12 protein-coding genes are annotated in these 14,288 nt (G+C 35.6%); 7 read left to right on the plus strand and 5 right to left on the minus strand.

Going from position 1 to position 14,288, the window contains the following annotated elements:
- Window positions 1-38: 38 nt before the first annotated feature.
- Entirely contained in the window at window positions 39-683 is a 645-nt protein-coding gene (locus METBO_RS07025; RefSeq protein ID WP_013645001.1) for an MBL fold metallo-hydrolase, read from the minus strand.
- A 342-nt stretch (window positions 684-1,025) separates the two neighbouring features.
- Between METBO_RS07025 and METBO_RS07030 the strand changes: the two genes are divergently transcribed.
- The 4 genes from METBO_RS07030 to METBO_RS07045 all read left to right on the plus strand — a co-directional run bounded on the left by METBO_RS07030 (window position 1,026) and on the right by METBO_RS07045 (window position 6,191).
- Window positions 1,026-4,232: a PAS domain S-box protein gene (locus METBO_RS07030; protein WP_227717263.1), complete on the plus strand. Its 3,207-nt coding sequence runs from the start codon at window positions 1,026-1,028 to the stop codon at window positions 4,230-4,232.
- Between the two features lie 187 nt (window positions 4,233-4,419).
- The gene (gene heR, locus METBO_RS07035) at window positions 4,420-5,250 is read left to right on the plus strand and encodes a heliorhodopsin HeR (protein ID WP_013645003.1); all 831 of its coding nucleotides are present in this window, start codon (window positions 4,420-4,422) and stop codon (window positions 5,248-5,250) included.
- A gap of 136 nt (window positions 5,251-5,386) precedes the next feature.
- Window positions 5,387-5,734 carry a Rieske (2Fe-2S) protein gene (locus METBO_RS07040; RefSeq protein ID WP_013645004.1) on the plus strand — a complete coding sequence of 116 codons (348 nt, stop codon included), beginning with the start codon at window positions 5,387-5,389 and terminating at the stop codon, window positions 5,732-5,734.
- A gap of 88 nt (window positions 5,735-5,822) precedes the next feature.
- Entirely contained in the window at window positions 5,823-6,191 is a 369-nt protein-coding gene (locus METBO_RS07045) for a zinc ribbon domain-containing protein (protein ID WP_013645005.1), read from the plus strand.
- Window positions 6,192-6,614: 423 nt separating this feature from the next.
- Here METBO_RS07045 and msrA read toward each other — a convergent pair whose 3' ends face one another.
- Both msrA and METBO_RS07055 read right to left on the minus strand, forming a co-directional pair.
- Window positions 6,615-7,103, minus strand: a complete 489-nt coding sequence (gene msrA, locus METBO_RS07050) for a peptide-methionine (S)-S-oxide reductase MsrA (RefSeq protein WP_013645006.1) — start codon at window positions 7,101-7,103, stop codon at window positions 6,615-6,617.
- A 182-nt stretch (window positions 7,104-7,285) separates the two neighbouring features.
- The gene (locus tag METBO_RS07055; protein ID WP_013645007.1) at window positions 7,286-9,007 is read right to left on the minus strand and encodes a PAS domain S-box protein; all 1,722 of its coding nucleotides are present in this window, start codon (window positions 9,005-9,007) and stop codon (window positions 7,286-7,288) included.
- A 400-nt stretch (window positions 9,008-9,407) separates the two neighbouring features.
- Between METBO_RS07055 and METBO_RS07060 the strand changes: the two genes are divergently transcribed.
- Complete coding sequence (locus tag METBO_RS07060; protein WP_013645008.1) at window positions 9,408-9,746, plus strand: hypothetical protein; 339 nt, start codon at window positions 9,408-9,410, stop codon at window positions 9,744-9,746.
- A gap of 171 nt (window positions 9,747-9,917) precedes the next feature.
- Entirely contained in the window at window positions 9,918-11,627 is a 1,710-nt protein-coding gene (gene polX, locus METBO_RS07065) for a DNA polymerase/3'-5' exonuclease PolX (RefSeq protein ID WP_013645009.1), read from the plus strand.
- Window positions 11,628-11,640: 13 nt separating this feature from the next.
- Here the strand turns inward: polX and METBO_RS07070 are convergent, their stop codons facing one another.
- On the minus strand, window positions 11,641-12,594 hold the full coding sequence (locus METBO_RS07070; protein ID WP_013645010.1) for a ribonuclease H-like domain-containing protein: 954 nt from the start codon (window positions 12,592-12,594) through the stop codon (window positions 11,641-11,643).
- A 136-nt stretch (window positions 12,595-12,730) separates the two neighbouring features.
- Between METBO_RS07070 and METBO_RS07075 the strand changes: the two genes are divergently transcribed.
- Entirely contained in the window at window positions 12,731-13,261 is a 531-nt protein-coding gene (locus METBO_RS07075) for a PsbP-related protein (RefSeq protein WP_013645011.1), read from the plus strand.
- Between the two features lie 202 nt (window positions 13,262-13,463).
- On the opposite strand, the gene METBO_RS07080 is transcribed toward METBO_RS07075, so the two are convergent.
- Complete coding sequence (locus METBO_RS07080) at window positions 13,464-14,153, minus strand: C45 family peptidase (RefSeq protein WP_048186396.1); 690 nt, start codon at window positions 14,151-14,153, stop codon at window positions 13,464-13,466.
- Window positions 14,154-14,288 lie beyond the last annotated feature (135 nt).

The following is a 14,288-nucleotide window of genomic DNA, read 5'->3' on the forward strand; positions in this document are numbered from 1 at the left end:
CAATACCCACGGTATAAGTGTTTTTTTTGATGAAACATTCAATTTCTCCTTATATTATTTAACAACTGTTTCCACTCATCTTTTAGTTCTATAGGTTCACCATGGGCAGGACATATCCAGTTAAAATCATATTCGTTCATTTTAATAATGGATTCATCAATAGATTTTGTGTTGGAATTCCCGAATATTGGAGGTTTCTTTAGTTTTCCATTGGTATTCCCAACAAGATCTCCTGCAAATAAAATATCTTCGTAGAGAAACGAAACATGGCCAGGTGTATGGCCCGGAGTTGATATGATCTGAACATCCCCAATGGTAGTATTCTGATATACTTGTATTTTTTCAGGTTTTTTAGGTCTCAAGATAAATGATACTAACTTCTTAATACCGGGCCTGCATTTATCTCCCAATATATAGGGAATATCATCTTTTGAAGCCCATAATGTGGCACCTGTTTCCTCTTGCAGTAAAGCAGCATTTCCAACGTGATCAACATCGTGGTGAGTCAAAAGTATGTGTTTTATACTCTTTAGTTCCAAATTTAAAGAATTGATTTCTTCTAAAATATCCTCAAATTTTCCAGGATATCCAGTATCTATCAATATTGGTTCTTTATCCATTATTAAATATGAATAGCTACCTTTTGTCGATTCTAAAGCATATACATTCTCTCCGATTTTCATAATTAATCCACTCCCTTTTCTCAAATATTTGTCGACTGACTAATCATCTATTATGACTGACTAATCATTCATTACATATATATTTTTTCTTCATATCTAAAGAACGAAAAGAATCATTCAGTGCCCTTTCAACAACTTAAACCTATATTCAAAAACAAAAAGCCAAATATAACCGTTAAATAAATTTAAATAGTTATTTAAACCTTATCCAATCTGTATGATTAGCTAAAAGGGATAATGAATAAAAAATCAGAATAAATGAATCACAATAATAAAATAAAGGAGTTCATACAAAAATCTAATTGGGTGTTCATATTGTTTGGTGTAAATATTTTATTGTTGGTGGACAAAAACTCAAAAACCACAAATATTAAGAACAAATTGGAATTCTTTGGTTATAAAGTTCAATATGTTACATCGAGTGCCAGAGAAGCTGTAGAGAAAGCTCTAGAAATAATTCCAGACATTATCTTAATGGACATAACCCAAAAAGAAGAAATAGAATCTATTAACACATTTTCTAAGATTTACGAATCAAACATCCCAATTATTTATTTAAATACTCATTCTAAAGATTCTGAAATTAGATTAATCAATCAGATAAACCACTACAGATACATAATCCAAGCCCACAAATCCCGTGATCTTAAATATGCCCTAGATGTTGCCATGCATAGGAATAAGATTGAAAATATATTGAAAGGTGATGAAAAACAGTACACTGATACTTTAAATACTTTGCCTGAAGGATTGACAATTATAGCTCCTGAAGGCGGTTTTATTTATGTTAATAAGATTTTTGAGGCCATGATTGGATACAAAAAAGAAGAATTAATTGGCCACGATCTACTAAAATTCATTGATGAGAGTGAGCTGCCCCAAATGGAAGGATCTCTTAAAAAAATTCTCGATGGTGAAACCTTTGAAATACAATGCAAATTCAAGAGAAAGGATGGATCAGTACTTTGGACAATAGCAAAGCATTCACCGTTGTACGAGGATATCGGGAAGAATAATCCGAGTATTGTTTTACATACAGACATAACAGAACTTAAAAAAGCCGAAGCTGAGCTTGAGCTTGCAAGTCGTTACAACCGAAGTTTAATTGAGGCCAGTTTGGATCCATTGGTGACCATAGGGCCAGATGGAAAGGTAACAGATGTCAACAGTGCAACAGAAAAGGCAACTGGTTACTTAAAGGAAGAAATAATCGGATCAAACTTCTCAAACTACTTCACAGAACCTGAAAAAGCAGATGAAGGGTATAAAAAAGTTTTCAAAGAAGGATTTGTAAAGGACTATCCACTTGAAATCCAGCATAAAAATGGAGCAAAAATTCCTGTTTTGTATAACGCATCTGTTTACAACGATGAAACCGGGAGGATCATCGGAGTGTTCGCAGCAGCAAGAGATATTAGTCAATTAATTCAAGCAGAAAAGAACAATCAGTTACTGGCCAATGTGGTGGAGTCAACAGATGATGCTATCATAATCAAATCCCTAGATGGTGCCATATTAAGCTGGAATAAAGGAGCAGAACAGATTTATGGTTATTCTGCCGAAGAAGTAATTGGAGAAAATATTTCTGTAATAGCACCAATAAACCTCAGCAATGAGATATCCAGTTTAATTGAAAAAATAAAAAAATCCGAAAAAATTCAGCACTATGAAACCATCAGATTGAAAAAGGATGGTTCCATAATAAATGTTTCAATAACACTCTCCCCTGTTTTTGACAATTATGGAAATTTAATTGCCATATCAACCATAGCCAGGGACATCACAGAACGTAAAAAAATAGAAAATGAACTTGAACTTGCGGGTCGCTACAACCGAAGTTTAATTGAGGCCAGTTTAGATCCTCTAGTGACCATAGGCCCAGATGGAAAGGTAACAGATGTCAACAGTGCAACAGAAAAGGCAACAGGCTACTTAAAGGAAGAAATAATCGGATCAAACTTCTCAAACTACTTCACAGAACCTGAAAAAGCAGATGAAGGGTATAAAAAAGTTTTCAAAGAAGGATTTGTGAAGGATTATTCCCTGGAAATCCAACACAAAAACGGAACAAAAACCCCTGTTTTGTACAACGCATCCGTTTACAACGATGAAACTGGAAGGATCATCGGAGTGTTCGCAGCAGCAAGGGACATCAAAGAATACAAAAAGGTAATGACAGCACTTCGTGAAAGTGAAAAGAAATACAGGGAAATCTATGAAGAATCCTTTGATGGTTTGTTTATAACATCACCAAATGGAAAAATTCTTGATATGAACAAGAAAGGGATAGAAATGTTTGGATATGATTCAAAAGATGAAATTTTGGATCTTGATCTCATGGAGGACGTTTACGATGATCCCACTGATAGGGCTAAGATTCTAAAACTAGTTAATGATCAAGGAAGTGCAGAGTACGAGGTGGTTGTCAAGAAGAAAAATCATGAAAAAATGATCACCCACTGCTCTCTAACAGCAGTCAAGAAAAATGGTGTTATTACAAGTTACAGGGGCATAATACGTGACATAACCCAAAGTAAAATGGCTGAAAATGCAATTATTCGTGCAAAGGAAGAATGGGAGGACACCTTTAATGCTGTGCCTGATCTGATTGTCATATTAGACACTAACTTCAAGGTTCTTCGTGCAAACAAGGCCATGGCAAAGAAATTTAATACAACACCCGAAGAAATGGTTGGACTCACATGTCATGAGGTGGTGCATGGTATAAATTCAGTGCCCTCCTTCTGTCCATTTAGTAAACTGCTTTTAGATGGTCACGAGCATACATCAGAGATCCATGAGGATAATCTGGGTGGTGATTTCATAGTTAGTGTTTCACCGCTCAACGACAATAACGGAAAACTGAGGGGAGTGGTTCATGTTGCCCGTGACATCACAGAACGTAAAAAAATAGAAACCGAGATAAAAAAGTCTCTTGATGAAAAAGAAGTTCTTCTTCGTGAGATTCATCACAGAGTGAAGAATAATCTCCAAATAATTGCTAGTTTACTTAACCTGCAAGAAATTAACGATAATCAATGTGCAGATAATGTCTTAAAGGAGAGCATGGGTCGAGTTAAAACCATGGCCACAGTTCATGAGAAACTCTATGGATCATCCTCCATGAGTAAAATCAATTTCAGGGAATTTACGGAGAAACTCGTGTACGACATACTCTACAGTTATGGAAGAAGGATGATCAAAACCAACCTGATCATCGAAGATATTAATTTAAATATTGACACTGCAATGCCACTGGGACTAATCATCAATGAACTGGTAACTAACAGTGTTAAATATGCATTTCCAGACTTAAATGGAATTATAACCATTAAATTGAGTTCTTCAAAAAAAGATATGGAACTCACAGTTGCTGATAATGGAATAGGATTACCAAAAGACTTTAACATAGAGAACATTGATACTTTAGGTCTTGAACTAGTGAAAAATCTTGTGAACCAACTGGAAGGGAATTTAAAAGTTAATGGAACCGATGGAACAGAATTTAAAATCAGTTTTAAAGAAGTGATGTATAAAGATAGAGTATGAATATCCAAAAAATGTAGAACTATGGTTTGAGTATTTGGGAATCGATAACTTTCAAGTTCTTCATTGTAATTACGAATATAAATGCGAGAAAATTTAGATCATAGATTACACTTCACTGCAATAACCTTAAATTTATGAAAAAATTTTAATAACTTTCAAATGCATATAATATGTATATGGGGGTTTGATGTTCTTGGATAATGATATGCGTCGTGAGTTAATAGCTAAATCATCCATAACTTTTTCAAGTCTAAGGAAGCTTAATATTGGTGCTGGAATTTTTCTTTTTGTCCAGGGAATTTTGATGGTTGTATTAGGATACCTTCTTACTTGGAACAAGGATATTTATACGTTCTACCTTAAATTTAAAATTATTAGTGTTGTTCCTCCTTCATTTTCAATACAACCCGATCCTCAGGTTGTTTACACCCTGACTCACCTTGGTGTGATACTATCATCCTTCCTACTTATCTCGGGTTTGGCTCTTCTATTAATTGGATTTGTCAAGTATAAGCCTTACGTAGAGAATCTGAAAAAGGGTATGAATCCCTACCGTTGGTATGAGTATGCAATCACCAGTTCAATTATGCTGGTTATAATAGCAACCTTCGTTGGTGTTTGGGATCTATGGTCGCTGGTCATGATCTTCGTTTTAAACGCAACCATGATTCTGTGTGGATATTTGATGGAGAAAATAAACTTCCACACAAAGAAAACTGACTGGTCAGCATATCTTCTGGGTTGTTTAGCAGGTTTCACACCATGGATAGTGCTTGCTGCATATTTCATAGCAGAATTGGGTTCTTCACAGACTAAACCACCAGCCTTTGTATACTACATACTGTTGTTCTACTTCATTCTATTCAATACCTTCTCAATAAACATGATACTCCAGTACAAAGGTGTTTCCAAGTGGAAAGACTATCTCTACGGTGAGAGGGTTTACATAATCCTGAGCTTCGTTGCCAAAACAATGTTGGCATGGATAGTGTTCTTCGGAATATTCGCCCCAAGCTAAAGGGTGTACGAATCAAATCCGTAAAGATTTTATTCCATATTTTTTTGAGTGGATTAATTGGTGTTTAGATAATCATTTAATTAGGACTCTGTGGGTCCCTAAAAAGAAAATAGCAATTATTGGAGGGAGTTTAAGAATGGTTTTTGTAGAACTTTTAAAGAAGTCTGAATTGGAAGATGGTGGACTTAAAATGGTGGATATAGATGGACATGAATATTTAGTTGCCAGGGTTGGGGATGAATTCATGGTTTCTGATAATCGTTGTCCACATATGGGTGGTGACCTATCCAAGGGGAAATTGGAAGGCACTGTAATTACCTGCCCCAAACATCACAGTCAATTTGATCTTGTTGATGGTCATGTAATTCGATGGACCGACTGGAAAGGGCTTAAATTAACAGCAGCCAAAATATTCAAGTCTCCAAAAGATCTTAAAACTTATCCCATCGAGATCAGGGAAGATAAAATCATGGCAGATTTGTAAAAAAATATATGTTGATCTGAACATAATAATAACTGAAATTGTAGGATCAATTAACTTAGTTTATTGATGGATCTTTGGGGTGTTAGTAATGGTTTACTGTCCGGTGTGTGGAACTGAAAATCCAAAAGATGTTAAAGAATGTAAAAATTGTCATGCTAATTTAGATAATATTTTAAACAACATCAAGAGCGAAGAAAGTGAATATAATCTCTTAAAAATATCTGGATATGTTTTCATTATATTGGGACTGTTTTCATTGGGAACTTTAAGTATAGTGGGATTAATTCTTGGTTACAAAACCTACCAACAAAACAATTCCAATGCCAAAACCCATGGAATTATAATAGTTGTCCTGAACATCGTGGTAATTTTATTTTGGATATGGACATTATTCCTCGTACCACAATGGTGGCAATCAACATCCCTCAATCAGTCCATACCTAGATTTTACAGGTAATCATGGAACGTTATTAATTTGGATCTAACCTTTTCAAGAACCTGCATACAAATAAAAGATTAAGATCCATTTTTTTTTATATGAAAATTATAAAAACATAATATAATTGAATGGATTATTTGTTTCCAGTTAGCATGAGCTGATTTACTTTTTTTTTATGATAAATTTAAATAGAGTTAACTAATGATTTTTGATTTAATTTTAGGGGTAATTTGATGATCTATAAATGGACATGAAATTTTGGTTAACTGTGGATGATGAAAACTTGCACAGAAAACTCTAAAAAAATAGAAGCTAAAAACATGTGAATGGGATGGATTTCTTTTTAAATTATGATAATTTAAGAATAAATTATTCAAAGCTTAAGAAAATGTTCCATTCCTGTTAAAAAGAAAGTGTAAGAAAGTATTGTTTGCAGAAGAGTTAGATTCCACAGAACTTTCTGCCACGTTTTTCTAGGTACTGTTGGTGGTAATCCTCTGCAGGGTAAAAAGTTCCGGCTGGAATTATCTCTGTTACAACTGGATTTCTGTACTTACCTGATGAATCAAGTTTTTCTTTGGATTCTTCAGCCAATTTTTTTTGTTCGGGGTTATGGTAAAAAATTATTGATCTGTACTGCTCTCCAATATCTGGACCCTGTCTGTTCTTTGTTGTTGGGTCGTGTTTGTTCCAGAACACTTCCAACAGTTTTTCAAAGCTTATTTCATCTGGATCGTACTTGAGCTGAAGTGTTTCTGCGTGGCCTGTTGTGCCTGTGCAGACCTCGTTGTAGTTTGGGTCTTTAGTGTGTCCACCCATGTAACCCACCGTTGTTTCAATAACACCCTTCAATTCTCTGAAAGCTGCTTCTACTCCCCAGAAACAACCTGCAGCAAAACTTGCAGTTTCATACTTTTCTTGGTCAGCCATAAAATAATCCAACTCCCACAGGAATTTTTTTTCATTTCTTCGATGAATTAATCCAAACTCGTTCTAAACTTTTTATAAATGATTTTTATAGTTCAGTTTGAGCATCCAAATTCTTTGATTAGAATCTGTTAATATGTTTATGTTGTTAATGGAAAATAAAAATTTGCTTTTGGTTTGAGATTTCACATATTAAAGTCTTTAAATTCGATTTTAATCGTGGTTCCACCTTTATTTATAATTTCTATACTGCCGTCCAGTTGGTTTACTAGGTTGGTTACGAGTTGCAGTCCCAGGGTGTCGGTGTTTGTGTAGTCAACATCTTCAGGAAAACCAACACCATCATCACTCACATATAATGTATAGGTGCCTTCATTATCCTTAAGATCAATACTGATCTGCCCATTCATATCTCCTGGAAATGCATGTTTAACGGAGTTGGTTAGTAGTTCATTCACAATGAGTCCGCATGGAGTACATGTATCCACATCAAAGAAGATATTTTTGATGTTTGTATTAAATCTGATCTTATTGGGATCAATGTCGTAATTGTAAAGAAGGTTGCCTACAAGATCTTGGATGTACTCTCCAAAATCTATTTTAGAAATATTATCAGATTTGTATAACTTTTCATGGACAATTGCCATGGAACGTACCCTGTTCTGGCTTTCTTTGAAAACATCTAATGTATCTGTGTCATGTATATATCTGGATTGAAGGTTCAAAAGGCTGGATATTATTTGCAAATTATTTTTCACCCTGTGATGTATTTCCCTTAGTAAGGTGTCCTTCTCATTTATGGTGGTTTTTAATGTGTCTTCTGTTACCTTCATGCAGGTGATGTCTTGAAGTGAAACTAAACTTTTGGATGTTTCAGGAATTATGGCAACAGTCACAAATATATTTTTGATGACTCCTGAACTGTCGATGAAGTCAAATTCATAGTTTCTAGGAACTTCTTCAGGGTTTGATCTCCTGAGTTTATGGTATTTCAACATTTTCGGAAGGTGCTGGATCGTTACCAGATCTGTCCATTTTATTTTCCCCTCGATCTCATCCCACTTAACTCCATATAAATGTTCGAACTGGGTGTTCACAAGGGAAATGGTTGAATCTTCCTCCACTATGATGGTTGCGGTACCTGTATTTTCAAATATGGTTTTGTAATATTTTTCAGATTCTTTCATGGCATTTTCAGCCACTTTTTGAGCAGTAATATCCTTGAAGATGCAGTGTGTTTGTTTAAAATTTCCCCTAGAATCGTATCCAATTTTTCCATCAAAAGATACTGTGATCTCATTACCATCTGCTTTGACCATTACAAATTCAATGTTTGAAGTTTTTCCAGCGGCTTTGAACTTTGGAAAGTTGTATCTGAACTGTTCAACATGGGTGGAGTTTAAAAAGTCTCCAAACCAACTGCCTATAACATCTTCCTTCTTGTATCCCAGCTTTTCTAACCAGGTTTGATTGACGTCTATAATGTTTCCAGATTCATCCAGTGACTGGTAGGCCATGGGTGCATTTTCATAGACCAGCCTGTAGGTTTCATGATTTTGCCTCAAATTTTTACTGGTCTGTGTATGATAAACAACCATCTCGGCCGCAAACTTAAGTTTCTCATCAGAAACAGCTCCCTCAAAATAAGTTGTCATGCTTGGTAAATCAGAATTTTTCCTCACCAGGGGAAGGTAGATGGTGGGAGAATCCAAGCTGTTCACGATTGTTTCTGCCTCCGGATCGTCAGGTTGTACATCCATTATAACAAGATCAGGTTTAATTTCAGGGATTTTATTGGTATCGGTTTTCAATAAGAAATGGGTTTTGTATCCCCAAGAATCTAGCATTTTAACTAACCCATCGTCACCAAAATCGTCTTCCATGATGATCAGTATATTTTGAGTCATTTTGTAACCAGAACATTAAATAATTTAATATTCAGCATAAAAATATTCTAGGGTAGTTATTTGTCACTTTATATATTAATTTTTCTAAAAAATTTCCATTTTTTTTAGTGAATTACGACCTTTATTTTAACATCTAGAATTCTTGCTAAATAAAATTACCCAACATCCCAACTAAACCCCCAGGGATGAAATTTCCTAAAAATAGTAGAAATAATACCCATTAAATTTGATTAAAGGCATTATTAGGATTTTTTGGCTAAAACCATAAGTTAAACCATTATTTATTTTGGATTTATCACGATAAGAAAAATATATTAAAAATTATAGTAGTAAATTTTTTATACTTAAACTTTTAAATTAAAAATTAATAATATATTTTAAGATTGTATGGAGGTAACATATGAAAATTAAAATATTGGCTGGTTTACTGGTGAGTATATTCATTCTAGGAGGTATTTCCAGTGCATGTGCAGTAAATTATGATGGTTACAGTACCATAAATGTTGCAAAGGAAAATACATTTGAGTTAGATCTTTTGTACAACGAATGGATAGATGATGATGGATACAACCATGACTTGCTGAATTTAAAAAGTAAAGAGAGAAGTGAACCTATAGACGGATACTGGGTGAATATGTACACTTTTAAACCATTAAAAACAGGCACAACAAAAATAATAATCAAACAACAGGTACTTTGGTGGGAAGAAGAACGAACTGTAGATGTGAATGTTAGCTAAGCATTCATATTTACCAATATAAATTGCATGCAAACTATTTTAAATAAAATTGAATTTTTTTTAAATAAACTACTGATTTACAGCATCTTTACATCCCTAATCCCTACTATTTAAGTTGAATAATGGATTTTGTGGAAATAATTATGTAGTTTTAACAACATAATAATATCCATGAAAAATCAGCTTGTAGCATCCATTCTGAATCAAGTGGCGGATCTTATGGAGATGGAAAGTGTGGATTTCAGAACCAAGGCATACCGCAGGGCAGCACACACAGTGGAAATTCAATCCGAGGCCATAGAAGATATAAGAAAACAAGGAAAACTGCAGGATCTGCCAGGTATTGGGGGTAAGATAGCGGGAAAAATTGAGGAAATAATAGACACGGGATCCCTCAAGTACCTAGAAAATCTCAAAAAGGAGTTTCCAGTTAACTACGATGAGCTCATGACTGTGGAGGGTTTGGGACCTAAAGGTATAAAACAGCTTTATCAAGAGCTTGGAGTGAAATCCCTTGATGACCTTGAAAAACAGGCTAAAAATCATCACATAAGAAGATTAAAGGGTATGGGTGAAAAAACTGAGAGAAATATCCTCGTAAATTTGGGGTTTGCAAAAAAAAGTGGTGGAAGAAGCTTAATTGGAGATATTTTACCAGTTGCGACGAAGATCAAAGACCTGCTTAGAGGTGAAGACTATGTTGACAGGGTGGAAATTGCAGGATCAATTAGGAGGATGAAGGAAACTGTTGGTGACATCGATGTGCTGGTCACTACTCCCAAACCATTGGAAGTAATGGATTTTTTCACCAAGATGGACATGGTTGACGATGTGGTTGTAAGCGGACCAACCAAATCCACAGTCAGACTCAAAGAAACTGGTATGGATGTGGATATCAGAACATTCAGTGATGAATCATTTGGATCGGCACTCATGTACTTCACAGGCTCTAAAGAAACCAACGTAGAACTTCGAAAACTGGCCATATCACTTGGATACAAACTAAACGAGTACGGGGTTTTTGATGGAGATGAACTTGTGGCTGGAACTACCGAAAAAGAGGTGTTCAACTCACTTGGCATGGATTACATAGAACCCGAACTCAGGGAAAACACAGGAGAAGTACAAGCCGCAATAAACAAAACACTACCCGAACTCGTAGAACTTAAGGATCTAAGGGGAGATCTTCAAATGCACACCAACTGGAGTGATGGGAAAAACAGCATCGAAGAACTGGCATTTAAATCCCAGACAATGGGATACGAATACATCGCAATAACCGATCATTCAAAGTCCATTCAAACATCTGAAGCCCGGAGTGAAAGGCAGATAATAAAACAGATGGATGAAGTGGACGATGTCAACAAAAAATTGGACGGTACAACAGTGCTAAAGGGTGTTGAAGCCAATATAGATTCCTACGGCTATTTAGATGTGCCTGACAAACTCCTTGAAAAGATGGACATCGTGATTGCAGGGATACATTCGGGTTTCAACCAAAACAAACATGAACTCACCAGAAGAATTGTGGCTGCAGCTTCAAACGAATATGTGAACATCATATCCCATCCCACTGGCAGGGAAATACATGGTAGAAGTGGATACGAACTCGAATTTGACAAAGTTTTTGAGGCTGCAAAGGATAATAAAACCCTTCTTGAAATTAACTGCCGTAAAAACAGGTTAGATCTTCGGGATATGCACATCAAACAGGCCGTTGAAAATGGTGTTAAACTGGTTATAAACACCGATTCCCATTCCACGAACGAATTAGTTAACATGGAGCTTGGAGTTGGAACTGCAAGGCGTGGCTGGGCTAAAAAAGAAGATATAATCAACACCTTAAATCTCAAAGATCTTTTAACATACCTTAAAATGTAATTGTTAATTTTTTTTATATGTCCATTTCTGTGTTGAGTCTTGAAAGTATTCTTGCAAGGGTTATCACATCTTCTCGGTTGTGTTCTACTATGGGTATAAGTGTCCCTATGTTGCCTGTTTCAAGGTAGGTTTTATAAAATGAAGGTACCATACTGCTTGGAACATCATCTTCACGTTCAAAATCAAATAGATGTTTTTCTATGGTCTGGAGCTTGCAGTTGGGGAGGTGATTTTTCCAGGCCCTTCTTGAGAAATGCATGAGATCCAGGTGATTCCTTTGAAGGTCTGTTTTAATATGGTGGTGGTTTAACCTGTCCTTGATGTAGGGAATATCAAATGTTTGACCGTTGAAACTCACAAATATGGTGTCCTCATCCACAGTTGAGTTGAAGGCTTCAAGGGCAGATACCTCATCTTTGAGATCCCTTAAAAGGAATTGGTCAACTGTTATTTTCTTGTTTTCAAATCTGGATACTCCGATCAGTATGAGTGGAACAGATTTGAGTCCCAATGTTTCTATATCCATGAAAAGAAAATTATCATCGGAAGAAAAGCAGCTGGAGTAGAGTGCTGATGGATGGCTCTTGGGATATCTGCATGTAACGTAGTCTGTTATGTTGCTCGTATTTTCTTCATCCAAGAGTTCTAAAAGTTTGCATGCTTCTCCTGAGTAAGTTGGATGTTCCTTTAAATCTTCAACAGTTAAATAGCCTTCAGAGTTGAGTTTTTGTTCCTTAAAATTTCCAATACCCTTAATAATTTTAAGATCGCTGAGTAGGTTTGATTTGGCCTTGGATTTTGGGAGTGTGTTGAGTTTTAATTTTCTTGAATCACTTATCTTGTAACATGAGCCATGAGCTGTTTCTAGTATTTCTCCATTGAAAGCATCGTCCATAGAAGTTTCCATGTACTCCTTAATGAGCTTTGATCTCAGTTCTTCAGTTTCTAATGATCCATTAAAAGACATAATTTAACCCCATTTAACCAATAAGTAATTAATTTGATAAATAATTTAGTTTGTAGCTTTAGACAAGTTATTTATACTAATAGTTTGATAGTAATGTATTAGTATTATTGGTTATTAAAGTGGAGGGATAAATTTAATGAAGAAATATATTTTCGTAGTCATTGCCATTGTTGCATTGGTTGTAGCTGCTTCAGGCTGTACCAGTCAGAATGGAAATGGAAACAATTCAACGACAACTAAGAATTATTCGAACAACAGCATCAGCTTTAGTTATCCTGCAAACTGGGACATTATCAGTGAAAATTCCAGTGAGAACGGCACAGTAGTTGCTGTGGGTGATGCAGATATCCAGAAAAACAACACCACAACTGGAAACGGAGTTGTAATTTTCAAGTTACCAAACAACGCTAACAACACCGCAGATCTTAACACTCTCAAGACACAAGTTGCCTCCTTAAATGGAACCAACAGCACCGTTAACATCGGAGGAATAACTGCTAACGTAACCACTTTCAACACAACTTCAGACAACGTAACAGGTCAGATAAGGCTCATAGACTTCACAAAAGGCGATTCTCTGTACTTCATACAGTACACTACATTATCTTCTGACTTCCAGACGCAAGGTGGATTGTTTGACATAATAACCAAGAGTTTCAGTGTGTAAAAAAAGAGATGAAAAATCTTTTTTTCCCATTTTTTTTAAAGTTACATAAAAATTAGATACCTACTATTTCTTAACAAATCAACGAAATGTTCAAACATAGTTCATTCTTTTTTTAAAAAAAATTGGATGAATTCTTAATTTAAGAGTTAAATAGACCAAGTAGCTGCGATATTAATTCTTATGTGTAGTTGTTTTTTCTTCACTATGGATCATTTCTCCAAAGTTCTTTTAGGTTTATATGTGTCCAATCTGCGAAATTTTCAGGATTTGGGACTTTGAGCCAAAATTCACGTCTTGTTACATCTGTCACTACTTGATGGGTGGTTTGATCCACATCCACTTTTATTGGTTTGGTTGATCCCCTGTCAATTGTACCATCATCATTGAAGAGAGGAAGATCCATGAGTTCTCGTGTTTTTTCTGCATCAATTTTACCCCTGTTTTCAGCCATTCTATCATTCATGTTGGATAAACGTTCCAGTGAATGACTAACTGTGTTACGCACATGAATTCCCCAGTCAGGATTGAAAAAGGTGTTTACAGATACCATTGAATCACCTTCAGAATATCGTATTCTGTTGCCTGCCAACGATGAACATTCCATTGAAACTGCATTTGATTCATCAGCAAGGTTTAAAATGATGGACACACTGGTGTTGACACCTTGTAATCGTTGGATTAATGCTTTAAGTGTAGAAGTTTCGGACATGATATCTAGCAATCCTCCAGCTATTGGAGGGCGATCCTTGATAACCACAGATCCGCCCATACTTGCACCGTCATGACCATCCAAATAAAGGCTGTGTTCATTTAGTACTGTGTAAGGTGCAAACATTCCAGGCCATGTGACAGAAGCGTACCTGTAGGATCCATAATCTGGATTGCTGACCATTAATACCTGTGGAAATTTATTAAAGAGGAAACCCAGTCCATATTTCTTCCAATGTACATATTATCATCATTGGAACTTGTTTCCCATGAGAAAATAGAGTTGCAACCTATGGAAGCATGCAGCCCCCTTGTGTAT

Source organism: Methanobacterium lacus (assembly GCF_000191585.1).
GTDB classification, from domain to species: Archaea; Methanobacteriota; Methanobacteria; order Methanobacteriales; family Methanobacteriaceae; genus Methanobacterium_B; species Methanobacterium_B lacus.